18 protein-coding genes are annotated in these 24,809 nt (G+C 75.4%); 6 read left to right on the top strand and 12 right to left on the bottom strand.

Annotation, left to right across the window (positions count from 1 at the left end; translation table 11 throughout):
- Nucleotides 1–121 precede the first annotated feature (121 nt).
- Entirely contained in the window at nt 122–1,084 is a 963-nt protein-coding gene (locus tag FE251_RS06430) for an ABC transporter ATP-binding protein (RefSeq protein ID WP_139948298.1), read from the top strand.
- Nucleotides 1,081–1,821 (top strand): ABC transporter permease, encoded by a 741-nt coding sequence (locus FE251_RS06425; protein WP_139948297.1) that lies wholly within the window; start codon nt 1,081–1,083, stop codon nt 1,819–1,821. Before FE251_RS06430 ends, FE251_RS06425 begins: the two co-directional genes overlap by 4 nt.
- 3 nt (nt 1,822–1,824) lie before the next feature.
- On the opposite strand, the gene FE251_RS06420 is transcribed toward FE251_RS06425, so the two are convergent.
- The 3 genes from FE251_RS06420 to FE251_RS06410 are packed head-to-tail and all read right to left on the bottom strand — an operon-like array spanning nt 1,825 to nt 5,296.
- Nucleotides 1,825–4,155, bottom strand: coding sequence for a catalase (locus FE251_RS06420; protein ID WP_139948296.1), 2,331 nt, complete (start codon nt 4,153–4,155; stop codon nt 1,825–1,827).
- 46 nt (nt 4,156–4,201) lie between these two features.
- Entirely contained in the window at nt 4,202–4,573 is a 372-nt protein-coding gene (locus FE251_RS06415) for a DUF5997 family protein (protein WP_139073096.1), read from the bottom strand.
- Between the two features lie 42 nt (nt 4,574–4,615).
- On the bottom strand, nt 4,616–5,296 hold the full coding sequence (locus tag FE251_RS06410; protein ID WP_168202667.1) for a GOLPH3/VPS74 family protein: 681 nt from the start codon (nt 5,294–5,296) through the stop codon (nt 4,616–4,618).
- A gap of 109 nt (nt 5,297–5,405) precedes the next feature.
- Between FE251_RS06410 and FE251_RS06405 the strand changes: the two genes are divergently transcribed.
- Nucleotides 5,406–6,152, top strand: a complete 747-nt coding sequence (locus FE251_RS06405) for a LysR family substrate-binding domain-containing protein (RefSeq protein ID WP_139948294.1) — start codon at nt 5,406–5,408, stop codon at nt 6,150–6,152.
- Between the two features lie 186 nt (nt 6,153–6,338).
- Here FE251_RS06405 and FE251_RS06400 read toward each other — a convergent pair whose 3' ends face one another.
- A complete protein-coding gene (locus FE251_RS06400) occupies nt 6,339–7,547 on the bottom strand; it encodes an RNA polymerase sigma factor (protein ID WP_139948293.1) in 1,209 nt (402 codons plus the stop codon).
- A complete protein-coding gene (locus FE251_RS06395) occupies nt 7,548–7,904 on the bottom strand; it encodes a YciI family protein (RefSeq protein WP_139073091.1) in 357 nt (118 codons plus the stop codon).
- A 152-nt stretch (nt 7,905–8,056) separates the two neighbouring features.
- Here FE251_RS06395 and FE251_RS15995 point away from each other — a divergent pair, with 152 nt between their 5' ends.
- Together FE251_RS15995 and FE251_RS06390 are read left to right on the top strand one after the other, a co-directional pair.
- Nucleotides 8,057–8,332, top strand: a complete 276-nt coding sequence (locus tag FE251_RS15995; protein ID WP_330998318.1) for a DUF7800 domain-containing protein — start codon at nt 8,057–8,059, stop codon at nt 8,330–8,332.
- Nucleotides 8,329–9,825, top strand: a complete 1,497-nt coding sequence (locus tag FE251_RS06390) for an alkaline phosphatase D family protein (RefSeq protein WP_330998317.1) — start codon at nt 8,329–8,331, stop codon at nt 9,823–9,825. Before FE251_RS15995 ends, FE251_RS06390 begins: the two co-directional genes overlap by 4 nt.
- On the opposite strand, the gene FE251_RS06385 is transcribed toward FE251_RS06390, so the two are convergent.
- The 4 genes from FE251_RS06385 to FE251_RS06370 form a co-directional block, all read right to left on the bottom strand.
- Complete coding sequence (locus FE251_RS06385; RefSeq protein WP_139073128.1) at nt 9,826–10,638, bottom strand: SDR family NAD(P)-dependent oxidoreductase; 813 nt, start codon at nt 10,636–10,638, stop codon at nt 9,826–9,828.
- A 109-nt stretch (nt 10,639–10,747) separates the two neighbouring features.
- Nucleotides 10,748–11,614 carry a carbohydrate ABC transporter permease gene (locus tag FE251_RS06380; RefSeq protein WP_139073090.1) on the bottom strand — a complete coding sequence of 289 codons (867 nt, stop codon included), beginning with the start codon at nt 11,612–11,614 and terminating at the stop codon, nt 10,748–10,750.
- Complete coding sequence (locus tag FE251_RS06375) at nt 11,614–12,447, bottom strand: carbohydrate ABC transporter permease (protein ID WP_139073127.1); 834 nt, start codon at nt 12,445–12,447, stop codon at nt 11,614–11,616. Before FE251_RS06375 ends, FE251_RS06380 begins: the two co-directional genes overlap by 1 nt.
- Before the next feature lie 101 nt (nt 12,448–12,548).
- Entirely contained in the window at nt 12,549–13,811 is a 1,263-nt protein-coding gene (locus FE251_RS06370) for an ABC transporter substrate-binding protein (RefSeq protein WP_168202665.1), read from the bottom strand.
- Nucleotides 13,812–13,845: 34 nt separating this feature from the next.
- Here FE251_RS06370 and FE251_RS06365 point away from each other — a divergent pair, with 34 nt between their 5' ends.
- On the top strand, nt 13,846–16,098 hold the full coding sequence (locus tag FE251_RS06365) for an alpha-galactosidase (RefSeq protein ID WP_139948291.1): 2,253 nt from the start codon (nt 13,846–13,848) through the stop codon (nt 16,096–16,098).
- Nucleotides 16,099–16,183: 85 nt separating this feature from the next.
- On the opposite strand, the gene recD is transcribed toward FE251_RS06365, so the two are convergent.
- The 3 genes from recD to recC are packed head-to-tail and all read right to left on the bottom strand — an operon-like array spanning nt 16,184 to nt 24,731.
- Nucleotides 16,184–18,061, bottom strand: a complete 1,878-nt coding sequence (gene recD / locus FE251_RS06360) for an exodeoxyribonuclease V subunit alpha (protein WP_230976566.1) — start codon at nt 18,059–18,061, stop codon at nt 16,184–16,186.
- Nucleotides 18,058–21,396, bottom strand: a complete 3,339-nt coding sequence (locus tag FE251_RS06355) for a UvrD-helicase domain-containing protein (protein WP_139948290.1) — start codon at nt 21,394–21,396, stop codon at nt 18,058–18,060. Before FE251_RS06355 ends, recD begins: the two co-directional genes overlap by 4 nt.
- Entirely contained in the window at nt 21,393–24,731 is a 3,339-nt protein-coding gene (recC, locus tag FE251_RS06350) for an exodeoxyribonuclease V subunit gamma (RefSeq protein WP_139948289.1), read from the bottom strand. Before recC ends, FE251_RS06355 begins: the two co-directional genes overlap by 4 nt.
- Nucleotides 24,732–24,809: the final 78 nt, after the last annotated feature.

The following is a 24,809-nucleotide window of genomic DNA, read 5'->3' as shown; positions in this document are numbered from 1 at the left end:
GAGAACAGTGTCGTTGCCGAAATGGTTCCCGGCAAGGAAGGCATACCTCACGTGTCGGGCGTCACTCCCCTCCGTCGGCGCCGCTCCCGGGGCCCCCGTGGGCGCCGTCTACCCTGGGCCCGTGCCCACCGACTCCCCCGCGCTCCTCGTCGCGGACCTGCGCAAGCGCTACGGCGACCGTGACGTCGTCACCGGGCTGAGCCTGCGTGCCGAGCGCGGGGAGCTCACCGCCGTCCTCGGCCCCAACGGCGCCGGCAAGACGACGACCATCGAGTGCTGCGAGGGCCTGCGCCGCCCCGACGGCGGCCGGGTCGCCGTCCTGGGCCTGGACCGGTCCGCCCCCGAGAACGCCCCCGAGCTGCGCCGCCGGGTGGGCGTCATGCTCCAGGAGGGCGGGCTGCCGCTCTCGCCCCGCGCCGTCGACGTCCTCGAGCACGTCGCACGGCTGCACGACCGCCCCGGCGCGGCCGCGCCGCTGCTCGAGCGGCTCGGTCTGACGGCGGTCGCCCGCACGCGGGTGCGTCACCTCTCCGGCGGGCAGCGCCAGCGTCTCGCACTGGCCTGCGCGATCGTCGGGGAGCCCGAGCTCGTCTTCCTCGACGAGCCGACGGCCGGCCTCGACCCCCAGGCGCGCCTGGCGGTGTGGGACCTCGTCCGCTCGCTGCGCGAGGCCGGGACCTCGATCGTCCTCACCACCCACCTCATGACCGAGGCCGAGGACCTCGCCGACCGCGTCGTCGTCGTCGACCGCGGGTCGGTCGTGGCCGCCGGCACGCCCGACGAGCTGCGCGGGACGCCGCACGTACGCGTCGTCGTCCCACCGGGCGCCACGGCAGCGGCCGTCGCCGCGGACCTCGGGTCCGCGCTCGCCGCACACCCGCGACTGGTGACCGCCGTCGAGGGCGGCGACGTCCTCGTGCGCCACGGCGACGGGGGCGACCTCGACACCGCCGACCTCGCCCTCGTCGCCACCGCCCTCACACGCGCCGGGCACCGGGCCGCCCAGGTGGCCCTCGCCCGCCCCACGCTCGAGGACGCGTTCCTCGCGCTCACCGGCCGCGAGCTGCGGAGGGAGGCCGCATGAGCGCCACCGTCCGCCGGGTCTGGGCGCAGACCCGCTTCGAGACCGTCGCCGTCCTGCGCAACGGCGAGCAGCTGGTCCTCATGATCCTGCTGCCCGCGATCGCGCTCGTCGTCCTCACCACCACCGACCTCGTGCCGCTTCCGGAGCCGCGCGCCGACGCCGCTCTCGGTGGCGCGCTCGCGATGGCGGTGGCCTCCTCCTTCACCTCCCAGGCCATCGCGGTGGCCTTCGACCGGCGCTGGGGCGTGCTGCGGATGCTGGCGACGACGCCGCTCGGGCCGCGCGGCCTGCTCGCCGGGAAGCTCGGTGCCGTCCTGCTCGTCCTCGGCGTGCAGGTCCTCACGCTGCTGGGCGTGGCGCTGGCCGTCGGGTGGCGCCCGGACGGCGTGACCGCTGCTCAGGTCGGGGGCGGGGCCGTGCTCATGGTCGTGGGGACGGGGGTGTTCGTCGCCTTCGCCCTGCTCCTGGGCGGGACGCTGCGGCCCGAGGCGGTGCTCGCCATCGCCAACCTGCTCTTCGTCCTCATGGTCGTCGGCGGGGGCCTGCTGCTCCCGCTCGACACGCTGCCTGGGCCGCTCGCCGCCGTCGCGGCCTACCTGCCCCCCGGCGCACTGGGTGAGGCACTGCGCACCCTGTGCACCGTGGGGCAGGTCGACCTGGTCGCGCTCGGTGTCCTTGCGGCCTGGGCCGTGGCGGGCGGGCTGCTCGCCACGCGCTCCTTCCGCTGGGACGCCTGAGCCCTAGACGCGGACCGGGAACCGCTCCCACACCCGGTGGGCGGCGAGGAGCTCGCGCACGCCCTCGAGGACGGCGGCCGGGGAGTCCCCGGTCACCACGCCGGGGCCGGTGATGCCCACCTCGGCGAGCACGGCGCTGCCGGCGCCCCACGCACCGACCGCCTTGGAGTGACGGAAGGCCTCGGCGACGAGCATGGTGACGCGCGGGTCGACGGACGGCGTCTTGGGGTCGCCACCGGCCTTCGCGTCGTGGGCCGGGGTGGCGTCCGGACCGGGCGCGGGGGCGCCGGCGAGGACGACGGCGTCGAGCTCGACCGACCGCGCGGTGAGGAAGGTGCGCTGGACCGGCAACGGCGCGCCGGTGGCGTCACCGAGCATCCCGCCGTGCGGCGCGATGACGAGCGGCACCATGCCCGCGGCGTCGATCGCCTCCCGCAGCTCGCGCACGCCGTCGAGGTCGCTGGACTCGTCCGCGACGATGCCGATGCGGCGTCCGTCGGTGGGCCAGGCCTTCCCGATCATCGACAGCGACGGGCTCACCACGACGTCGTCGGCGAGCGGGATCGTCGCCTCCGGGGCGGGCAGGCCCAGCCCCTGCGCGACGAGGCGGCAGAGCTCGGGGTCGATGTTCGCCAGGGCGAGGAGCTGACGCTCCTTGACCGCCTGCTCGTAGCACTTGCCGAGCTCGAAGGTGTACGCCTGGACGATCTGCTCCTGCTCGAGCGGCGTCATGCTCAGCCAGAACATGCGCGCCTGGCTGAAGTGGTCGTCGAAGGACTCCGGGGCCCGGCGCTCCTTGACCGACGCCGCGACCGGCTCGGGCACCTCGACGTAGCCGCCGCCGTCGGCCCCGATGGTGAACGGGCAGCCGCCGTCGATGCTGTTCGGCTTGTAGTGCGAGGCGTTGCCGACGTGGACCGCGTCCTGGTGGAAGCCGTCGCGGAGCATGTCGTTGACCGGCACGTGCGGCCGGTTGACCGGGATCTGCGGGAAGTTCGGCCCGCCGAGCCGGGTGAGCTGGGTGTCGAGGTAGGAGAAGAGCCGGCCCTGGAGGAGCGGGTCGTTGGACACGTCGATGCCCGGGACGAGGTGGCCGGGGTGGAAGGCCACCTGCTCGACCTCGGCGAAGAAGTTCGTCGGCGTGCCGGTGAGCGTGAGCAGGCCGACCGGCTGGACCGGCGCGAGCTCCTCGGGGACGAACTTGGTCGGGTCGAGGAGGTCGATGCCGTGGAACATCTGGTCCTCGGTGTCCGGGAACGTCTGGATCCCCAGCTCCCACTGCGGCAGCGCACCTGCCTCGATCGCGTCGTAGAGGTCGCGGCGGTGGAAGTCCGGGTCGGCGCCGGCGATGAGCTGGGCCTCCTCCCACACGAGCGAGTGGGTGCCCAGGCGCGGCTTCCAGAAGAACTTCACGAGCGTCGTCGCGCCGTCGTGGGCCACGAGGCGGAAGGTGTTGACGCCGAAGCCCTCCATCGTGCGGTAGGTGTGCGGGATGCCACGCCCGGACATGAGCCACATCGTGTGGTGCTGGGCCTCGGTGTGGATGGAGACGAAGTCCCAGAAGGTGTCGTGGGCGCTCTGCGCCTGCGGGATCTCGCGGACCGGCTCGGGCTTCACCGCGTGGACGACGTCGGGGAACTTGATCGCGTCCTGGATGAAGAACACCGGGATGTTGTTGCCGACGAGGTCGAAGTTGCCCTCCTCGGTGTAGAACTTCACCGCGAAGCCGCGGGTGTCGCGCACCGTGTCCGCCGAGCCGCGCGAGCCCTGGACCGTGGAGAACCGGACGAACACCCGGGTCTCGGCACCCTCCGCGAGGAACGCGGCGCGCGTGACGGGCGCGGCGTTGCCGTAGGACTGGAAGACACCGTGGGCACCGGTCCCGCGGGCGTGGACCACGCGCTCGGGGATGCGCTCGTGGTCGAAGTGCATGATCTTCTCGCGCAGGTGGTGGTCCTGGAGGAGCACCGGGCCGCGCGCGCCGGCCTTGAGCGAGTGGGCGGTGTCGTACAGCCGCACGCCCTGCGCCGTCGTCAGGTAGGCGCCGTCCTGGGCGCGTGCGTCCGGCGGCGCGCCGGTGTCGCGGCCGGTCGGTGAGACCGGGGCAGGAGCCTGCTGCTCCGGCTTGGGCGGCAGCGGCTCACGCGGCTCGGTGGGCTCGGCCACCGTCGGCGGCTCGCTGCCCGGCGCGCCGGGGATGCGGATGCCCCCGGCCGCGTCCTTGGCGGCGTGCGCCACGCCGGCGACGGCGTCCTTCGCGGCGTGCGCGGCCGACGCCGCGGCGTCGGCGAGCTTGTCGGTCGTGCTGCGGTCCGGATCCTGTGTCTCACTCATGCGGGCGAGACTCGCAGAACCGACAGGTGTCGGCATCCGGAGGGGGTCAGCCCTCCGCGGACCGCCGCTCCTTGAGGCGCGCCTCCTCGGCACGGACCTTCGCCTGGGTCTCCCGCTCGGCCCGCAGCCACTCCGGCCGGGCCTCGAGGAGCTCCTTGATCTGCTCGGTGGTGAGCGGCTCGGTGACGCCGGCGCGGGCGAGCCCCGAGGCGGACACCCCGAGGCGGCGGGCGACCTCCTGGCGCGGGTGCGGACCGTTGCGGCGCAGGTCACGCAGCCACTCGGGCGGGTCGGCCTGCAGCTCGGCGAGCTCCTCGCGGGAGATGTCCCGGCCCTGGAAGTCCTCCGGGGTCGCCGAGAGCAGCACCCCGAGCTTGCGTGCGGCGGTCAGGGGCTTGAGCATCTGCGGCGTGGCCATGCCCGCAGGATATCGGCTGCGCGGGGGCGCCCGGGCCGCCCGTCAGGAGCCGGAGCCGGAACCCGCGCTCGCGACGGCGACACCGAGGACGGTCATGATCGCGGCGTTCGCTCCCGCGATGGCGTCACGGACTGCCCTGCCCGCCCACTCCCCCTCCGCGATCCCGCGTGCCCGGGCGGTGAGCTCGCGCCGGGTGAGGCCGATGGAGTCCGGCGGCTGGACCTTGTGGAGGGCGCCGACGGCGAGCAGGAGGGAGACGAGCGCGGCCAGACGGGGGTCGTCCGTGGTCCCGGTGCCGAGCGCCTGCGCCAGCCGCGCGCGGACGGACTCCTCGTGGGCGGGCTGCACCGTCGGCCAGGAGCGGGAGGGGAACAGACCGAGGACGCGGCGCTCGTCGGCGTCGAGGATCCCGGCCTCGACCAGCCGGGCGTAGACCTGCTCGCGGGTCCCCCGGCCGAGGGCGGTGACCGCGCTCTGCGGCCGGCGCCCCTCCTTGGCCGTGAGGGTCGCGAGCGCGTCGTCGAGCAGCGGCTCGCCGGTGGGGCTCGCGTCGAGGACGGTGAGCCGCCCCGAGCGTCCCGGCGTCACGGTGACCCGCTCGCGCAGGGCGAGCTCGACGAGCAGCGCGCCGCCGAGGCCGACGTCCGCCTCGGGGCCGGAGACGAGCAGGCGTCCGGTGTCGTCAGCGGTCAGGCACAGGAGGAGGTCCTCGACGATGAGCATGGCCGTCATCCTGCCCGACCCGGCCGCGCCGCGCCCGGTGTCCGCGGCCGCTGCGGACGCGGCGGCCCGATAGTCTCGCGACGTCCCGTCCCCGTGCTGAGGAGCCCCGATGGCCGAGCCTTTCCGAGTCGGCTTCGTCCCCGGAGTGAGTCCGGGCAAGTGGCTGGGCAAGTGGGAGGAGCGGCTGCCCGACTCCCCGCTGGCGCCCCGGCTCGTCGAGGTCGAGGAGCAGCGCGAGCTGCTCACCGGGGGCGAGCTGGACGTGTGCTTCGTGCGTCTGCCGCTCGAGCGCGAGGGCCTCCACCTCATCCCCCTCTACACCGAGGTCCCGGTGGTCGTGGCCGCGAAGGACCACCCGCTCACCGCGTTCGACGAGCTCGACGTCGCCGACCTCGCCGGAGAGCACCTCCTCCAGGACCCGGCCACCTGCCCCGCGTGGGCCGCCGTCGCCGACGAGGTCCGCGACGGGACACGGGTGGAGACACCCCCGATGACCCTCGAGCAGGCCGTCGAGGTGGCCGCGAGCGGAGCGGGCGTGCTCATCGTCCCCATGTCCCTGGCGCGCCTGCACCAGCGCAAGGACGTCCGGTACCGGCCGCTCACCGGGGTGGAGGGCTCCGGCATCGGGCTCGCCTGGCTGGTGGACAACGAGGACCCGCGCGTCGAGACGTTCATCGGCATCGTCCGGGGGCGCACCGAGCGCAGCTCGCGCCAGCCGGTCGACGACGGCGCGCGTCCCCGCGAGGAGCCGCGCCCGTCCGCTGCCCGCGGCGGGGTGGCCCAGCCCGGTCGCGGACGGGGTCGCAGCGGACCACGACGCCAGGGGCCGCCCGGCCGACGCCGCGGCGGCCGCTGACCTAGCCCTCGGGGCTGCCGGGCGACTCGTCCGCGAAGAGCCGCGCGAGCAGGGGCACGGACTCCATGCCGTAGGTGACCCCTCCCACGACGCCGCGCACCCGGTCGTGTGTGACGGGCGCGTGGTCTGGGCACCGCAGACCGGCGGCGGTGAGGTGCGCACCGTCGTCGTCGCCCGTTGGACGGACTAGAGCTCGGCGGCGCGCGCCCGGAGGAAGTCGCGTTCCGCGGCGTTCCCGGCGTGGCCCGCCGCGGCGGCGTACTCCACGGCCGCCTCCGGCCCGCGGCCGAGCCGCCGCAGCAGGTCCGCGCGCACGGCGTGGAAGGGGTGGTACCCCTCCAGCGCGAGCTGGTCGACCACCCCGAGCGCCGGCTCCGGTCCCGCCACCTCGGCCAGCGCGACCGCCCGGTTGAGCGCGACGACGGGCGTGGGGGCGAGGGCGAGGAGCCGGTCGTACAGCGCGAGGACCTGCCGCCAGTCGGTCCGTCCGTCGTCGGGAGCGTCGGAGTGGACGGCGGCGATCGCGGCCTGCAGCTGGTAGGGCCCGGGCCGCCCGAGCCGCAGGCACTGCCGCACGAGCTCCTGCCCCTCGGCGACGAGCCGCCCGTCCCACCGTGAGCGGTCCTGCTCCGCGAGCGGGACGAGAGCGCCGTCGGGCGCCGTCCGGGCGGGACGGCGGGCCTCGGTGAGGAGCAGGAGGGCGAGCAGGCCGCGGGCCTCCGGCTCGTCGGGCATGAGCTCGACGAGCAGCCGGGCGAGGCGGACCGCCTCGGCGCACAGGTCGGTGCGCACGAGGTGCTCCCCCGAGCTCGCGCCGTACCCCTCGTTGAACACGAGGTAGACGACGGCGAGCATGGCGCGCAGCCGCCCGGGCAGCTCGCCGTCCGCGGGCACCCGGTAGGGGATGCGCGCGTCGCGGATCTTCGCCTTGGCGCGCACGAGGCGCTGGGCCATCGCCGGCTCCCGGACGAGGAAGGCGCGCGCCACCTCGGCCGTGGTCAGCCCGCCGAGGAGCTTGAGGGTGAGCGCCACCTGCGCCTCCGGGGCCAGCGCGGGGTGGCAGCAGGTGAAGACGAGGCGCAGCCGGTCGTCGGGCACGGTGTCCTCCTCATCCGGCTCCTCACGGGTGTGCAGCAGGGCGGCCTGGGCGTGCCGCGCGTCGCGGGTGGCCTCGCGGCGCAGCCGGTCGACCGCCCGCCGGCGGGCCGTGGTGATGAGCCAGCCCGCCGGGCTGGGCGGCAGCCCGGTCAGCGGCCACCGCTCCAGGGCGATGACGAAGGCGTCCTGGGCCGCCTCCTCGGCGAGGTCGATGTCCCCGAGGCGGCGGACCAGGGCGGCGACCACGCGGCCGTACTCCGCGCGGAAGACCCCCGCGACGTCGTCGGCCGTGGCCACTCAGCCCTCCTGGAAGGGCCGGACCTCGACCGGCAGGGTCGTCGCCCGCGCCAGCCGGCCGCCCCAGTGGAGCGCGGCGTCGAGGTCGGGGACGTCGACCACCGTGAGGCCGCCGAGGTACTCCTTCGCCTCGGCGAACGGGCCGTCGGTCGTCACGACGTCCTCCCCCTGGGTGCGCAGGACGGTGGCCGTCGTCGGGGCGTGCAGGCCGCCGTCGAAGACCCACACGCCCTCGCGGCGCATGTCCTCCTTGAGGGCGGTGACCTCGCGCATGATCGGCTCGAGGACCTCGGCGCCCGGGAACTGGTCCATCGTCTCGCCGTAGGGCTGGTAGATGCTCAGCAGGTACTGGCTCATCGTCGTCTCCGTGTCTCGGGACGCCGGCCGGTCCGGCGTCTCACCATGTACACGAACGGGCTCGCCCGGATTCGACAGCCATCCTGCCCGCGCCGCGCCGCGCGTGCCGCCGAACAGGGCCGGGGACCTCCCGTGGGCGGCACACTTGGCCCATGGCCCCCTCCCTCGTGCTCGGACCCATGCTCCGCCGCACCGAGCCGACGTCCGCCGCCGTCTGGGTCGAGACCGACGCCGCGGCGACCGTCACCGTCCGCCTCACCGACGACGGCGCGACGTGGCGGGCGCCGACGTTCGCCGCCCACGGTCACCACTACGCGCTCGTCGAGCTCACCGGCCTCGAGCCGGGGCGCCGCGCCACGTACGAGGTCCTCCTCGACGACGTCGTCCGTTGGCCCGAGGCCGACTCCCCCTTCCCCCGAGCACCGTGACGACCCCGGGCGACGGGGACCCGGTGCGGCTCGCGTTCGGCTCGTGCCGCACGAGCGTGCCGCACGACGCCACCCACCACCTCAGCCACGGCGTCGACGCCCTGCGCACCTACGCGCTCGCCCTCGCCGACGGGGAGACCGGGCCGTTCGACGCCGCCCCCGACCTGCTCCTCCTCCTGGGCGACCAGGTGTACGCCGACGCGACGAGCGAGGCGATGCAGGAGTTCATCGCGGCGAGGCGCGACATCACCGAGGAGCCCGGCGAGGAGCTCGCCGACTACGAGGAGTACGCGCACCTGTACCGCCTCGCCTGGGGCGAGCCCGCGCTGCGCTGGCTGTGGTCCTGGCTGCCCTCGCTCATGATCTTCGACGACCACGACGTGCGCGACGACTGGAACACCTCGGCCGCGTGGCGGGCGCAGATGGCGGCGACGTCCTGGTGGCACGGGCGCATCGTCGCGGCGCTCGGGTCCTACTGGGTCCACCAGCACCTGGGGAACCTCTCCCCGACCGAGCGGGCCGCCGACCCGCTGTGGCGCGAGCTGCAGCGCCGGCAGGACACCGACCCGTCGGCCGAGGTCGACCTCACCGACGCGCTCGACGCCTTCGCCGAGCGGGCCGACGTCGAACCGGCGAGCTACCGGTGGAGCTACACCAAGGACCTCGGGCGCTCCCGGCTCGTCGTCGTCGACTCGCGCGCGGCCCGCACCCTGGACCCGGGTGAGCGCGCGATGCTCGACCGCGCCGAGCAGGACTGGCTCGACGAACGGCTCACCGGCGACGTCGAGCACCTGCTCGTCGCGACGTCGTTGCCCTTCCTCCTGCCGATGGGCCTGCACCGGGTCGAGGCGCTGAGCGAGGCGGTGGCCGAGGGGCGCTTCGGACGGCGGGCGGCGCGCGCCGGGGAGAAGGTGCGCCAGGAGATCGACCTCGAGCACTGGGCGGCGTTCGGGAAGAGCTTCGACGCCGTCGTCGGCATGGTCACCGAGGTCGCCGAGGGTCGGCGCGGCGGGGCGCCGGCGTCGGTGCTGTTCCTCTCCGGTGACGTCCACTTCTCCTACATCACCGAGGTGCACCGGGAGTCCGGCTCCCGCATCCTCCAGCTCGTGTGCTCCCCCATCCGCAACCCGCTGCCCGGTGCGCTGCGCGCGTTCGCGGCGCTCGGCTCGCACGCCGCCCGGCCGCTGGGGACGGTGCTGCGCCTGGCCGGGATCGCCGAGCCGCCGTGGCGGTGGCACGGGATCGCCGGCCCGTGGTTCGACAACAACCTCGCGGTGCTCGAGATCGCCGACGGCCGGCTGCGTACCGAGTGGCTCGGCGGCCGGGTCGCCGGTGGGCCGGAGGACCGGCCGGGGCTCCAGGTCGTGGCGAACCTCGAGCTGGACGTGCCCCCGGCCGGCACCGCGCACCTGCGGCCGCTCGCCGCGGTCCACCCGGACGGGCGGCAGGGGCTCGTCGCCCGGCTGCGGCGACGGCTCACCCGCCGCCGCTGATCAGCTCGCCTCGGGCTTGGCGCGCAGCGCGCTCATCTTCTTGGCGATGAGCTCGGTCGTGCGGCGCGGCATGAGCCGCGAGAGACGGTCGACCATGCGGGCGTCGGAGCCGATGGTGGCCCGGTAGGCGCCCTTCTCGACGGCGGCGACGATCTGGCGGGCCGCCTCCTGCGCCGTCGTCAGCTTCATCTTCGACCCGCTCGCGTCGCTGCTGCTCCCCATCGACACCCCGGAGTTCTGCGTGATGTTCGTGGCGATGGCGCCGGGGAAGATCACCGTGACGGCGACCGGTGTCTCGAGCAGCTCGGCGTACAGCCCCTCGGTGAACAGCTTGACGGCCGCCTTGCTCGCGCCGTACGTCGACTGCCCGGGGACCGGGGACAGCCCGCCCATGCTCGCGACGTTGACGAGGCTGGCGGCGGGCCGCTCGAGCAGGTACGGCAGGAACGCCTTGGACATGTGGACCACGCCCCAGAAGTTCACCGCCATGACCTTCTCGATCTCCTCGTAGGCGAGGTCGTTGACGGGGACGAAGCGCTGGATGATGCCGGCGACGTTGAGCACGCCGTCGACCTGGCCGTGGGCGGCGACGACCGCCTCGGGCAGTGCCTCGACGGCGGGACGGTCCGCGAGGTCGACGACGTGGGTGCTCAGCCGGGTGCTGCGGGCCATCTCGGCGGTCTCGGCGAGGGCGGCCTCCCCGATGTCGACGGCCGCGACCTCGGCCCCTCGGGCGAGCAGCTCGAGGGTGACGGCGCGTCCGATGCCGTTGCCGCCCCCGGTCACGACGAATACCTTGCCCGCGATCTCCATGACGTCCTCCAGATGTGGCCCCCGGTGCACGGGCCGGACCTCGACCCGTGAGGATCGTCTCGCGGGCGTTATGAGCCGGTCCGGGCCGATGGTCCTGCCGCCCGGCGCGTCACTTGATCGCCCCGCGCGTGACGCCGGAGATCACCCACCGCTGGGCGACGAGGTAGACCACGAGCAGCGGCAGCATCGCCATGAGGTAGGAGGAGAACGCGAGGGTGTAGTCGGCGCTGAACTGCCCCTGGAAGACGTACTGGGCGAGCTGGATCGTCGCGCCGTCGGGGTCGGAGATGATGACGAGCGGCAGGAGGAAGTCGTTCCACGCCCACACGCAGGTGAGGATGCCGACGGTGGCGTTGATCGGTGACAGGAGCGGGAAAACCACCTTCCAGAAGACGCCCCACGTGCTCGCGCCGTCGATCCGCGCGGCCTCCTCGAGCTCGACGGGGATCGAGCGGATGTAGGCGGTGTAGAGGAAGACGTTGAAGGACAGGCCGTAGACCGTGTAGAGCAGGATGAGCCCGGCCTGGTTGTCCAGCCCGAGGATCGCCGCCTGCTTCGCCGCCGGGAGCATGAGCACCGGGAACGGGATGAACAGCGCGGCGATGAAGTAGTAGAAGAGCGCCTTGAACAGCGGCCGGTGCATCTGGCGGGCGATGGCGTAGGAGACCATCGAGTTCGTCACGAGCGTGAGGACGACGGCGCCCACGGTGATGAACGCGGTGTTGAGCGCGCGGGCCGGGAAGTCGATGGTGCGCCACGCCTCGGCGAAGTTGCCCCACGCCCACTCGGTGGGCAGGGAGAACCCGGTGCCGCCGAGCTGGTCGGGCGTCTTGAGGGCGGTGACGACGGTGAAGTACAGCGGGACGAGCACGGTGAGGGACAGCACGCACAGGAGCGCGGTGAGCCACCAGTTGACGCCCCCGGCGCGGCGGCCGCGGCGGCGGCGGCGCGGCGGTGGCATGGTGACGGCGGACATCAGGCGCTCACCTCCTCGCGTCGCAGGACGCGTAGCTGGAAGAAGGCGAAGGCGACGATGACGATCATGAAGACGACGGCGTTGGCGAGCTGGTAGCCGTACTCCCCGCCCTCGAAGCCGCCCCGGTAGATGAGGACGCCGATGGACTCGGTGGACGTGCCCGGCCCGCCGCCGGTCATCGCGATGATCTGGTCGAAGACCTGGAGGAAGTTCTTCAGCGCGAGGACGACGTTGATCGTGAAGAAGCCCCAGATCATCGGCAGCGTGATGCTCCAGAACCGGCGCCACGGCCCGGCGCCGTCGATCGAGGCCGCCTCGTGCAGGTCGGCGGGCACGGTCTGCAGGCCGGCGAGGTAGATGATGATCGTGAACGCCGCGCCCTGCCAGACCGTCATGACGACGATGCCGAGCCACGCGCGGTCGGGGTCGGCGAGCAGGGAGCTGCTCAGCGCCTCGATGCCCAGGGCCCGCCCGATCGTCGGCAGCGACTGGTTGAGCATGTAGGAGAAGACGTAGCCGATGACGAGCAGCGCGAGCACGTAGGGGATGAAGTACACCCCGCGAAGGGTGTTCTTCAGCCTGATCCGCGCGTTGAGCCCGAGCGCGATGAGCAGCCCGATGACGTTGACGAGCACCGTCGTCACCGCGGCGAACTTGAAGGTGAAGAGGTAGGCGTCGACCACGCGGGGGTCGGAGAAGAGCGCCGCGTAGTTCGACAGGCCGATGAACTTCCACGCGCCGTAGCCCGGGGAGTCGGTGAGGCTGAAGAAGATGCCCTGGAGGACCGGGATGGTGTGGAGGACGAAGAAGAGCACGAACGCCGGCAGGACCATCCAGTAGTAGGCCCGGTCCAGCCCGCGGGCGCGGCGCGTCGTGGGCGGACCGGCGGGTGCGTCGGCGGCTGCGTCGTCGCGGGTGGGGGTGGACGAGGTGGTCACGAGTCCTCCACCGCCCCCAGGCCCCACGTGCGGCGCTGCGCCACGCGGTCCCAGTTGTCGTCCAGGCCCTCGAGGAAGGCCTCGGCGTTGCGGTCGATGAGGTACTGCTGGAGCAGCGGGCCGAGCGGGATGGCCTGGATGAACTGGTGGTCGGTGAAGCCCACGATCCGCCCCTCCTCGATGTAGGACTGGATGCCGGCGAGCGCCGGGTCGTCGTTCCTCAGGCCCTCGAGGGTGGGGATGGCGACCTGCTGCTCGGCGTACTCCTCGACGAGCTCGGGCTCGAGGAGGAAGGCGAGGAACCGGTCGACCTCCTCGCGGTGGGGCGTGTCCACGGAGGCGGACAGGACGACGTCGACGCCGGAGACGAGCGTCGTGCGTGCCGGGTCGTCGGTGGCGGGCAGGGCGAAGGTGCCGACGGTGAACTCGGGGTCGAAGGAGCGGATCTGCGGGACGGCGTAGCTGCCGATGAGGAGCATCGCCGACTCCCCCGCCGCGAACGCGCGGGTGCCCTCCTCGTAGCCGAAGGCCGCCGGGTCGGGCTGCGTGTACTCGAAGAGGGTCCCCTCCTTCTCGATGGCCTCGGCCCAGCCGGCGAGGAACGTCACCTCCCCCGCGAACCGGTCCTCGAAGAACCCCTCGGGCTGCGTCTGGGCGGTGAGCGGGGCGAGCGGTGACTGCGCCGTCCACGCGTCGGCGAGCATGCCGAAGAACGGGTAGATGCCCTCGCCCTCGAAGTACTGGGCGGTCTCGATGAGCTCGGTCCACGTCGTCGGGACCTCGCGCCCGTGCTCGGCGAACAGCTCGACGTTGTACAGGACGCCGGAGGCGTTGGCGGCGAACGGGATGCCGTTGACGGCACCCGGGGTGTCGGCCCCGAGGCTCTGGACGACGTCGACGTAGGCGGGGGTGATGCCGTCGAGCAGCGGGCTGTCGGCGAAGTCGGCGAAGACCCCGGCGGAGGCGAACTCCCCGAAGGTGCCGTTGCCGTTGAAGGTGAGGACGTCGGGCGCGTCCTCCTTGACGAGCCGGATCCGCATCGCGGTCTCCGCGCTCGGCACGTTGTCCACCGTCACCCGGATGTCCGGGTTCTCCTCCTCGAAGCGGGCGGCGGCCTCGGTGAAGAAGTCCACCGCCTCCGGCTTGAACTGGAAGAAGACGATCTCGGTGCGGCCCTCGCCCGAGGCTCCGGAACAGGCCGCGAGCGCGAGGGAGGCCACGACGGCCCCGGCCGCCACGGTGCGCGTCGCTCTGGTCACTGCGGTCCCCCCGGAAGCAGCCCTGCCTTGGACGATGCCCATTATCCGAGGACGGGTGTCGCCCGCCACCGGAGGGCCCGGCCCTGGCCTGCGCGCCCGTGCGGCCGGCGGTGAGGCGCGGTACAACGGCCGGGTGAGCAACGCGGGGACGGTCCACCACCTGCGCGCGGGCGGGACGTCGGTCGTCCTCGCCACCGCCGGCACCGCGCTGCCCCAGGTCCTGCACTGGGGACCCGACCTGGGCGACGTCGACCGCCACGTGCTCGTCGACCTCGTCCGGGTGAGCGAGCCGCCGCTCGTCTCGGGCCAGCTCGACGTCGTCGTCCCCCTCGCGCTCCTCGCCGAGCACTCGAGCGGCTGGATGGGGACCCCCGGCCTCACCGGCCACCGCGCCGGCACCGACTTCAGCACGGCCTTCGTCGTGCGGTCCCTCGAGGTCCAGGACCCGGCGCCGCAGGACGACGTCGCCGCCCGGGTGAAGGTGGAGGCGGCCGACGACGTCGCGGGGCTGCGCATCTGGATCGTCCTGGAGCTGCTGCCCTCCGGGCTGCTGCGGATGCGCGCGTCGCTGCGGAACGAGGCACCGGGGGTGTTCGACGTCGGCTCCCTCGACCTCGCGCTGCCGGTGCCGCGCTCGGCGGCGGAGGTCCTCGACCTCACCGGCAGGCACCTGCGCGAGCGGGCCGTCCAGCGCCACGAGCTCACCCTCGGCACCCACCTGCGCGAGTCACGCCGGGCGCGCGGGCACGACGCGAGCCTCGTGCTCGCCGCGGGCGTCGCCGGGTTCGGCCACCGGTCCGGTGAGGTGCACGCGGTCCACGTCGCCTGGTCGGGCAACACCCGGTGCTACGCGGAGCGGACGAACCTCGGCAGCTCGATGCTCGCGGGCGGGGAGCTCCTCCTCGCCGGGGAGGTCCGGCTCGCCGAGGGCGAGACCTACACCGGACCCTGGGTGTACGCCTCGCACGGTGAGGGTCTGGACGAGCTCGCCGGGCGCTTCCACCGATTCCTGCGTGCCCGGCCCGAGCACCCCCGCTCCCCGCGGCCCGTGACGCTCAACGTGTGGGAGGCCGTGTACTTCGGGCACGACCTCGAGCGGCTGTCCGAGCTCGCCGACGTCGCGGCCGCGATCGGCGTCGAGCGTTACGTCCTGGACGACGGCTGGTTCGCCTCGCGCCGGGACGACACCTCCGGCCTGGGCGACTGGTACGTCTCCCCCGACGTGTGGCCGCAGGGCCTGGCCCCCCTCGTCGACCACGTCCACGCGCTCGGCATGCAGTTCGGGCTGTGGTTCGAGCCGGAGATGGTCAACCCCGACTCCGACCTCTACCGCGCCCACCCGGACTGGATCCTGTCCGCCGGGGGCCGGGTGCCGGTGCCGGCCCGTCACCAGCAGGTCCTCGACCTCGCGAACCCCGCGGCGTACGACCACGTGCGCACCCGGCTGCTCGCGGTGCTCGCCGAGCACGAGATCGACTACGTCAAGTGGGACTACAACCGCGACCTCGTCGAGCCGGGGCACCAGCCGACCGGGCGGGCGGGGGCGCACGAGCAGACCCTGGCGGTCTACCGCCTGCTCGAGGAGGTGCGGGCGGCGCACCCGGGCCTGGAGATCGAGTCGTGCGCCGGCGGAGGTGGCCGCGCCGACCTCGGGATCCTCGCGCGCACCGACCGCGTGTGGGCCTCGGACTGCATCGACCCGCTCGAGCGCCAGCTCATCGAGACGGGCACGCGGCTGCTGCTCCCGCCCGAGCTCATCGGCTCGCACGTCGGCTCGCCGGTGAGCCACACGACGGGCCGCGCGCACAGCCTCGACTTCCGGGCGGGGACGGCGTTCTTCTCCCACCTCGGCATCGAGTGGGACGTGCGGACGGCGAGCCCGCAGGAGCGCGAACGGCTCGCCGAGTGGGTGGCGGTGCACAAGCGTCACCGCCGGCTGCTCCACACCGGGACCGTCGTCCACGCCGACCACCAGGAGCCGTCGCTGTGGGTGCACGGCGTCGTCGCGCCGGACCGGCGGGAGGCGATCTTCGCCGTCGTCCAGGCGCGTACGCCGGTGGCCTCACCGGTGGGGCGCGTGCGGCTGCCCGGGCTCGCCGACGACCTCACCTACCGGGTGGCGCCGCTGCCACCCGGAGACGTCACCACGGGCCGCGCCGGCCACGGGCCCGCGCCGTGGTGGGACGAGCCGGCCGTGCTCACCGGTCGCGTGCTCGCCGCCGTCGGGGTCCAGGCCCCCGTCCTCAACCCCGAGCAGCTCGTCCTCCTCCACCTCACGACGCCCTGACGCGTCCCCGTCTCCCGCACGCCCAGCCCGTGCAGGATCCAGCGCTCGGCGGGATGGGGCGCGGCGCGGGGCGCGGGCCGGGGTCCTACTGGGGGTGCATGAGGCCGCTGGCGCGGCGGACGGGGCGGGCGACGGCGGCGCGGACGGCCTCCTCGCTGCCGACCACCCGGACCTTGCGCCGGGCTCGGGTCACCGCGGTGTAGAGCAGCTCACGCGTGAGCAGCGGGGAGGCCGGCTCGGGCAGGACGAGGGAGACGGTGGCGAACTGGCTGCCCTGGGCGCGGTGGACGGTCATCGCGTGGACGGTCTCCACCGGCGGGAGGCGGTGCGGGCGGACGCGCACCGGCTCGTCCGGGTCCCCGAGGACGGCGACGACGCCGCCCGCGCCGTCGGCGACGAGCACGCCGGTGTCGCCGTTGTACAGGCCGGTGCCCCGGTCGTTGGCGGTGACGAGCAGCGGGCGCCCCAGGTACCAGGGCCCCTCGGGGGTGAGGTGGGCGGCCTCGGTCACCCAGTCCTCGACCTGCTCAGCCCAGTGCGCCACGCCCGCCGGCCCGCGCCGGTGGGCGAGGAGCAGCCGGTGCTCCTCGAGCGCCGCCAGGGCAGCCCGCTCGTCCCCGGCCCGGGCGGCGGCGAGCACCCGCTCCCCCGCGGCCACCGCGTCCGCGCGCAGCCCGGCGACGTCGGCGTCCGACGGCCACTCGCCGCGCGGCTCGACGAGCTCGACGTCCGGCAGCCCCGCCCGCAGCACACCGAGGGCGGCGTCGACGTCACCGGCGCGCACGGCCTCGGCCAGGGCGGCGATGCCGGCCTCGAAGCGGTGGACGGTCTCCAGTCGCACGACGCCGTTGCGCAGCGCGCCCAGCGCGGGCCCGTCGGCCGGCAGGTCGCCGGGCAGGACGGCGCGCAGTGCGCCGGGCAGCGCGTCCGCGACGGCCGGGCGGGCGACGAGGTCGCCGAGCACCGCCCCGGCCTCGACCGAGGCGAGCTGGTCCGGGTCACCGACGAGGACGAGCCGGGCGTCGGGCCGCAGCGCCTCGAGCAACCGCGCCATGAGGGGCAGGGACACCATCGAGGTCTCGTCCACGACGACGACGTCGTGCGGCAGGTGGTGGCGCGCGTGGTGCCGGAACCTCGTCGAGCTGCCCGGGCGCCACCCGAGCAGCCGGTGGATGGTCATCGCCTCGGGGCTGCCGACCGCGGCCTGGTCGGCCGGACCGAGGCGGGCGAGCTCTGCGCGGACCGACTCGTGGAGCCGGGCCGCAGCCTTGCCTGTGGGCGCGGCGAGCGCGGTCCGCAGCCCGGGGCCGACGGTCGCCTGGAGGGCGGCGAGCATCCGGGCGACGGTCGTCGTCTTGCCGGTGCCCGGCCCACCGGTGAGGACGGTGAGCCGGCTCGTCACGGCGGCGGCGGTGGCCAGGCGCTGGCGCGCGTCGGCCGGCGCGGGGAAGAGCCGGCGGACCGTCTCGCCCAGCCTCGGTGGCGGTGCGGCGAGCGGTGCGGCGAGCCGGGCGTCGACCTCGCGACGGACGAGCTGCTCGTCGCGCCAGTACCGGTCGAGGTAGAGCCGTCCGTCGACCCAGCGGGCGGGCCGGTCGGCCGGGCCGTCCACACCGACGGCGACGAGCGGGCTGGTCGTGACCGCCGCGTGCCACGCGTCCGGCTCGGGGAGCTCGGCGGCAGGGCCGGGGCCGGCGTCCCACTCGGCGGCCAGGGCGTCGAGCTCGTCCAGGCGCACGCACACCGAGCCGCCGCGCACGGCGCGCACGGCGAGGGCGACGGCGAGGAGCACCCGCTCGTCGGCCTCCCCGGTGAGCCGACCGAGCCGCCGGGCGACGTGCACGTCGGCGGCCGAGACGGTGCCGGCGGTGTTGTGCCGTCGCAGCAGGTCCGGGGCCCGGATGGCGAGGCGGGCGTCGCCGTCGGTGGGCGGCCCCCCTGCCCACTCCCTCACGGCGCTCACCGCTGCCCCTCGAGGAGGTCGGAGAGCTCGACGACGAGCGCGGCCGGCGGCCGCCACGCCATGACTCCGGTGGGCGCCTCGCCGAGCACCGGGGCGTGCGGGCCGCTCATCCCGCGGACGAAGAGGTACAGGCCGCCGCCGAGGTGCCGGGCGGGGTCGTACCCCGGCTGGCGCCAGCGCAGGTAGCGGTGCAGCGCCGCGAGGTAGAGGAGCAGCTGCAGCGGGTAGTGGGCGGCCATCATCGCCTCCGCGAGGGCGGCCGGCCGGAAGTGCCACGCGGTGAGCGGCTCGTCCCACGGCGCGAGCCGGTTGGTCTTGTAGTCGACGACGAGGTAGCGCGGCTCCCCGGTCTCGTCCCGAACCCGCAGGACGGCGTCGATGCTCCCGGTGAGGTACCCGCGCAGGTGGGCGGGACCGAGCCCGGTGAGGAGGTCGGCGTAGCGGGCGAGCGGGTCGTCCGCCGGCAGGTGGCGACGCAGCAGCGCGGCGAGGTCGGGCAGGGTGGCCCCGGCGCCGGTCGGGGCGTCCCCGCCGGCGAGCGGCAGCTCGAAGGAGAGCTCGGGGAGCCGGTCGCCGGGCGCGACGTCCGCGAGGGTGCGCCCGCCGGCGGCCGGGCCGAGCGGGGTTCGCAGGACGGCGAGGAGCGCCTCGGCGAGCTCCTCGGGCTCGACCCCGGGCATCCGCATGCCCTCGGCGCACCGGCGGCGGAGCTCGGCGAGGAGGTCGGGGGCGGCGGTGTCGACGTGCTCGAGGACGTCGTGGACGAGGGTGCCGAAGGTCGTGCCCGCGGGCATGTCGCCCAGGGGCAGCGAGATCTCCCGGGCGGCCTCCTCGGCCGGCGTCACCGCCGACCCGGTGACGTCGACGTCCACCTCGTCGACGGTGCCCGGCGACTCGGGCTCGGGCCCACCTGCGTGCAGCCGCTCGTGCGCGGCGGCGGTGAGGCCGGAGTAGGACAGCCGCCGCCACGTCTGGTCGACCGACCGGCGCAGCGTCCCGACCGACAGCGCGGGCGGCTCGCCGGCGGGCGGCACCCAGCGGCCCGGGGCGGGGGCGGCGGTCACCGGCTCGACCGCGACCGTGCCGCCCGACCGCTCGGCCAGCGCGGCCAGGCGCGCGGCGACGACGTCGTCGGCCGGGGTGGGGACGGTGCGCGGAGGGACCTCGCCGGGCGCCCGCTCGGCGAGGAGCAGCCGGCTCAGCGGCCCGGACGCGGAGTTACGGGTGGGCGCCCACCAGGTGACGACCTGGCAGGCCGCGCGGGTGAGGGCGACGTAGAGCAGGCGCAGGTCCTCCCCGCGCTCCTCCTCGGCGTGCCGCTCGCGCAACGCCGGGTAGGCCGGGTCCTCGCTGCCACCGACGTGCAGGACCCGGCGGCCGTCGTCGTCGTGCAGGCGCAGCACGGCCGGGGTGCGCGACTCGAAGCGGTCCCACTCGTAGGGGACGTAGACGACCGGGAACTCCAGGCCCTTGCTCGCGTGGATGGTGACGACCTGGACGGCGGCGGCGTCGGTCTCCAGCCGTCTGCTGCGCTCCTCGGCGTAGTCCTCCGGCGCCTCGGACACGCGGCTGCGCAGCCAGTCGGTGAGGGCCGCGACGCCGTAGCGGTTCTCGACGGCCGCGAGGTGGAGGAGCTGGCCGACGTGGCGCACGTCGGTGAGCCGGCGCTCCCCGTCGGTGCCGGCGAGCAGCCGGCCGGCGAGCCCGTCGGCCTGCAGCGCCTCGACGAGGGCGGCCACTCCCCCGCCGGACAGGAGCTCGGCGTAGCGTCGGACGGTGTCGGCGAGCCGGTCGCGCTCGTCGTCGCCGGCAGTGGCGAGTCTGCGCGCGTCCCAGCCGACGAACGGGGTGAGCGCGAGCGCGGCGGTGCGCCCGGCGTGACCGGGCTGCTCGAGGGCGGTGAGGAGAGCGAGCCAGTCGCGGGCGGCGGGCGTGCCGAACACGCTGGAGAGCCCGGAGACGACGGCGGGCACCCCCGCGGCGACGAGCGCGTCGCGCACCGCCGCGGCGTCGGCGTTGCGGCGGCACAGGACGGCGACGTCGCCGGGCGCGAGGGACCGTGTTCCGTGGCCGGTCCCCAGCCGGGTGTCCTCGAGCTGGCGGACGACGTCGGCGGCGACGTCGGCGGCGATGAGCTCGCGCACCTGCGCGACGGCGGGGTTGCGGTTGCCGCGCTTGCCGAAGGGCTCGCGGGTCACCTGCCGGATGCGCACGGGCGCACCGCCGACCAGACGCCGCCCGGTGTGCTCGGCGTCGACGGGCCGCACGAGGATGTCCGGGTCGCCGAGCGCGGCGCCGTCGAAGAGGGTGTCCAGGCCGCGCAGGAGCGGCTCGTCCGCGCGCCAGCTCCGCCCGAGGGTGGCGGTCGCGGTGGCCTCGGCGCGGGCGGCGAGGTAGGTGACGACGTCCCCGCCGCGGAAGGCGTAGATCGCCTGCTTGGGGTCGCCGATGAGGACGAGGGTGCGGTGGCCGTGGAAGGCGGTGCGCAGGATCTCCCACTGGACGGGGTCGGTGTCCTGGAACTCGTCGACGAGGACGAGGGAGTAGCGCGAGCGGACCCGCTCGCTGGCGGCCGGCCCGGTGACCGGGTCGGTGAGGGCGTCGCGCAGGACGAGGAGGAGGTCGTCGTAGTCGCGCAGCCGCCGCTGCCGCTTGCGCCGGGCGACCTCGGCGACGACGTCGCGCGCGAAGGCGTGGCGGTGCCCGGGCAGGGAGTCGGGCGGCGCGTCGGCGGGGGCGAGGGCGGCGTGCGGGTCCCCGACGGCGGCGCGGGCCACCTCGCGGGCGGCGGCGACGGTGAGCGGCGGGTGGGGGTCGCGGCTGTAGCGCTGGAGGTAGCGGTCCGCGACGACCTCCTCGCGCAGGTCGCCCGGGTCGGCGAGGAACGACGTGTCCGGGTCGACGTCCGCGGCGATCCCCAGGGAGGTGAGCATCTGCTCGCAGAACCCGTGGGTCGTGGTGATGGTGGCGGCGTCGAAGTCGGCGACGGCGGCGTCCAGGCGCGCGCGGCGGCGGACGAGCTCGGCGTCGTCGACCGCGGCGAGGTGGCGCACGACGGGGTCATCCGCGTCCCGGGCGCCGGGCTCGTTCAGGGCGCGGGCCGTGCCGACGAGCCGCTCGCGGACGCGGTCGCGCAGCTCGGAGGTGGCGGCCCGCCCGAAGGTGACGACGAGGACCTCGGCGAGGCTCGCCACGCCCTCGGCGACGTAGCGGGTGGTGAGGGCGGCGATCGTCCACGTCTTGCCGGTGCCGGCGCTCGCCTCGAGGACGGTGGTGCCGCTGGGCAGCGCGCCGCACACGTCGAAGACGTCGGGCCGGACCTGGAGGGAGCTCATGCGCGTGCCATCTCCTCGTGGTCGAGCAGCGGGTCCCAGACACGCCGGGCGAGGGCCCCCAGCCGCAGCCGTTCCTCACTCCCCCACGCCCGTTCGGCCTCGCCCGCCTCACCGGCGACCTGGCGGAGCGAGGCCCCCTCCCCCCAGCACAGGGCGTGGTGGGCGTCGACGGACTCGTAGGACTCGCGCCAGGTGCGCTCGGCGTCCTCGAGAGCCTGCTCGACGGTGTTGCCCGCCAGCCGCGAGGTCGCGTACACGCTCGCGGTGGCGACCGGCAGGGGCAGCGGCTCGCGGCGTGCGAGCTCGCGGATCTCGACGAGCCGGGCGAGGTGGGCGGCCGGGTCGGCCGGTGCCCGCAGCTCGGCGAGGGCGGCGCCGGGGCGGGTGCCGGGGGGCCGGCCGATCGTCACGGCGCGCCACTGCCGGCCGGGATCGGTGGCGGCGAGGGCGAGCAGCTGGACCCACGCCCGCAGCCGGTGCTTGGCACCGAGCCTGGAGTAGACGGCGCGCACGACCGTGTCGCCGTGGACGCCGGGCACGGTGCCGGACACGACCTGGCCGGTGGGCAGGACGGCGGCGACGTCCACGGCGCGCGCCTCCCCGGTGGCGCGCTGCCGCGTGACGGCGGCGAGCGGCTCGACCCGGCCGGCGACGTCGAGGAGGACGGCGCGGCCGAGCTCCTTGGGCGGGACCTGCCCGCGGCGCCACTCCGCGTTGAGGGCGTGGACCGGGTCCACCCCGGCCATCCCGGCGGCGAGCAGCCGGTCCCCGAGCTGCCACGTGTCGAGCGGCCCGAGCTCCAGGGGCAGCTCGTCGGCCACGTCATCGACCTCGCCGGCGAGGGACACGCCCAGCCGCTCGCGCAGGAACCACTTGACCGGGTGCTCGAGGGCCGCGACGAGGTCGTCGAGGTCGAGGTCCGCGGCGGGCGGCTCGGCCGGCAGCGGCGCGGTGAGGAAGGGGGCGCGCCCGGCGCGGGGCGCACGGGCGGCCAGCGCTGCGCGGTGGGCGAGGACGTCGAAGCTGAACGGGCCGGGTCGTCCGAGCGCGCCGCCGGTGAAGTTGCGCTCGTCGACGTGCTGCAGCGGGTGGTGCACGACGACGTGGTCGCGCACGCTGCCACCCTCCGGGACGACGGTGGCGGTCACGAGGGCGTCGAGCAGCTCACCGACGGGCACGGCGGGCGGCTGCATGGCACCGGTGCGGTCGTCGGCACCGCTGTGGAGGAGGACGAGGCGCTCCTGCGCCGCCGTGATCGCGTCGAGGAAGATCTGCCGGTCCTCGCTGCGCCGGTCGCGCTCCCCGACGAGCGGGGCGCGCTGGAGGAGGTCGTCGCCCTCGGCGGCGGCGCGGCGCGGGAAGGCGCGGTCGTCGAGGCCGAGGAGGCACACGACGCGGTGCGGGACGGCGCGCATCGGCTCCAGGGAGCAGATGGTGAGCGCGCCGGTGCGGAAGCCGGCCCGGGTGGGGCGTCCGCGAAGCCTCCTCTCCAGCAGGGCCCGGACATCGGGCAGTCGCAGGTCGGTGCCCTCGTGCGTGGCCCCGGCGACGCGGACGCCGGCGAGGACGGCGCGCGCGTGCGGCTCCTGCCAGGCGTCCTCCGGGGCGGTCTCGGCGAGGAGGGTGAGGGCGTCCTCGAGGGCATCGAGCCAGGCGGTGAGCGGGCGGGCGCCGGTGAGCCGGGCGAGCACCGCCGAGAGCCGGTCGAGCAGCTCGGCCAGGCGGCCCGCGAGCTCGATGTCGGTGCTGTCGACGTCGTCGAGCGGGAGCGCGGCGCCGACGAACCGGTGGTCCTCCTCCGCCATGGCTGCCCCGAGGAGGATCCGGTCCAGGGCCATGTCCCACGTGCCCTGGCGCAGGTCGGGCAGCCCGAAGCGGGCGCGGCGGGTGACGTCCTCGCCCCAGTGGGCGCCGGCCTGCACGGCCCAATCGCGCAGCCGGGCGAGGTCGGCGTCGTCCAGGCCGAGGCGGCGGCGGACGGGCGCGGAGGCAGCGAGGTCGAGCACCTCGGAGGCGGTGACCCTGCCGTCGGCCATCTCGAGGAGGGTGGCGAGGAGGTCGAGGAGCGGGTTGACCTGGCGCGGGGACCGGTCGGCCAGGCTCACCCGGAAGGACCGGCCCGGGTGGGCGTGCGTCTCCCCCTCGGGGACGGGGGCGAACGTCGCGGCGAGGAGCGGGGCGTAGGCCTCGATGTCCGGGCACATGACGAGGACGTCGCGCGGCTCGAGGCCGGGGTCGTCGGCGAAGAGGCCGACGAGGACCTCGCGGAGCACCTCGACCTGCCGGGCCCGGCCGTGGCAGGCGTGGACCTGGACGCTGCGGTCGTCCGGCGCGAGGAGGTGCTGGGCCGTGCCCGGGGAGTCGGCGCGGAGCTCGCGCTGGAGGACACCGAGCAGGGTGGCGGGCGGCGCTGGGGCGGGGTGGTGCTCGTCGCTGCCGGCCACGCCGCGCAGCCGGTGACCGAGCTCGGCGACGTCGCGACCGAGCGAGGCGAGCAGCGGGTGGCGCGCCGGGGAGCGGTGCTCCACCCGCCGCAGCGGCCGCGTCGCACGCGGCGCGGCGGCCTGCCACAGCGCCGGGGACGGGTGCGGCAGCCACAGGTGGACCTCGCGGCTCTCGGCCAGCGCCTCGAGCACCCGCAGCTGGGCCTCGGGCAGGTGGGTCGGCCCGAAGACGGAGAGCCGGGCGGGCAGGGCGGCCAGGTCCGGCCGCGCGCGCAGCGCGGCGAGGGCGTCGGACAGCCGTTCGGCCGGGCTCGGCTCGCCGACCGCGGCCCGCACCTGCCGCCACAGCCGGGGCTGCCAGGCGAGGTCGGCCGGGACGGGCGCGCCCGCGCCGTCCTCGTCGCGGCCGGCGGCCCAGGCGGTGAGGAGGTCCGGCCGCTGGGCGGCGTAGCGGGAGAACAGGCCCGCGAGGCGCCCGGCGAGGGCGAGGCCCCGGCCGCGGCGCAGCTCGTCGTCCTCCTCGCCGAGGTAGCGGGCGACCGGGGCGAACCACGGCTCGCGCGCGGCGGCGTCGAGCGTCTGGAGGACCGGCCAGGTGAGCCGCTCGCGGTCCCAGGGGTCCTCGTCCGGGTCGCGGGCGAGCACGCCGGCGAGGGCGGTGGCGACGAGCCGGGCGGGCGGGTCGAAGGACACGTTCGCGCACACGCCGGCCCGGTCGCCCGGTCCCGCGCCGAGGTGGTGGGACAGGCGCTGGGCGAGCCAGCGCTCGACCCCGCGGGTGGGCACGGCCACGACGTCGGGGGCGAAGGGGTCCGCGGGCGGTTCGGCGAGCACGGCGGCGAGCGGCGCGACGAGCGCGTCGGCGCGCTCGGACCGGTGGACGTGCAGCACGGCCGGCCTCCTTCCCCTGGGACGCTGCCACCCTACGGCGACCCACCGACACGGCGACGCGTGTCCGGCTAGCGTGTG

Origin of the sequence: Georgenia wutianyii (assembly GCF_006349365.1) — a bacterium.
Taxonomy (GTDB): Bacteria; Actinomycetota; Actinomycetes; order Actinomycetales; family Actinomycetaceae; genus Oceanitalea; species Oceanitalea wutianyii.
Note: the sequence above shows the minus strand (reverse complement) of the source record. Positions and strands in the feature narration are given on the sequence as shown.

What these genes read in the sequence shown, in the direction of transcription:
- FE251_RS06425 (WP_139948297.1), top strand. Translation starts at nt 1,081, where the DNA reads ATGAGCGCCACCGTCCGCCGGGTCTGGGCGCAGACCCGCTTCGAGACC.
- FE251_RS06420 (WP_139948296.1), bottom strand. Translation starts at nt 4,155, where the DNA reads ATGAGTGAGACACAGGATCCGGACCGCAGCACGACCGACAAGCTCGCC.
- FE251_RS06415 (WP_139073096.1), bottom strand. Translation starts at nt 4,573, where the DNA reads ATGGCCACGCCGCAGATGCTCAAGCCCCTGACCGCCGCACGCAAGCTC.
- FE251_RS06410 (WP_168202667.1), bottom strand. Translation starts at nt 5,296, where the DNA reads ATGCTCATCGTCGAGGACCTCCTCCTGTGCCTGACCGCTGACGACACC.
- FE251_RS06405 (WP_139948294.1), top strand. Translation starts at nt 5,406, where the DNA reads ATGGCCGAGCCTTTCCGAGTCGGCTTCGTCCCCGGAGTGAGTCCGGGC.
- FE251_RS06395 (WP_139073091.1), bottom strand. Translation starts at nt 7,904, where the DNA reads ATGAGCCAGTACCTGCTGAGCATCTACCAGCCCTACGGCGAGACGATG.
- FE251_RS15995 (WP_330998318.1), top strand. Translation starts at nt 8,057, where the DNA reads ATGGCCCCCTCCCTCGTGCTCGGACCCATGCTCCGCCGCACCGAGCCG.
- FE251_RS06385 (WP_139073128.1), bottom strand. Translation starts at nt 10,638, where the DNA reads ATGGAGATCGCGGGCAAGGTATTCGTCGTGACCGGGGGCGGCAACGGC.
- FE251_RS06380 (WP_139073090.1), bottom strand. Translation starts at nt 11,614, where the DNA reads ATGTCCGCCGTCACCATGCCACCGCCGCGCCGCCGCCGCCGCGGCCGC.
- FE251_RS06375 (WP_139073127.1), bottom strand. Translation starts at nt 12,447, where the DNA reads ATGGTCCTGCCGGCGTTCGTGCTCTTCTTCGTCCTCCACACCATCCCG.
- FE251_RS06365 (WP_139948291.1), top strand. Translation starts at nt 13,846, where the DNA reads ATGCCCATTATCCGAGGACGGGTGTCGCCCGCCACCGGAGGGCCCGGC.
- FE251_RS06355 (WP_139948290.1), bottom strand. Translation starts at nt 21,396, where the DNA reads ATGAGCTCCCTCCAGGTCCGGCCCGACGTCTTCGACGTGTGCGGCGCG.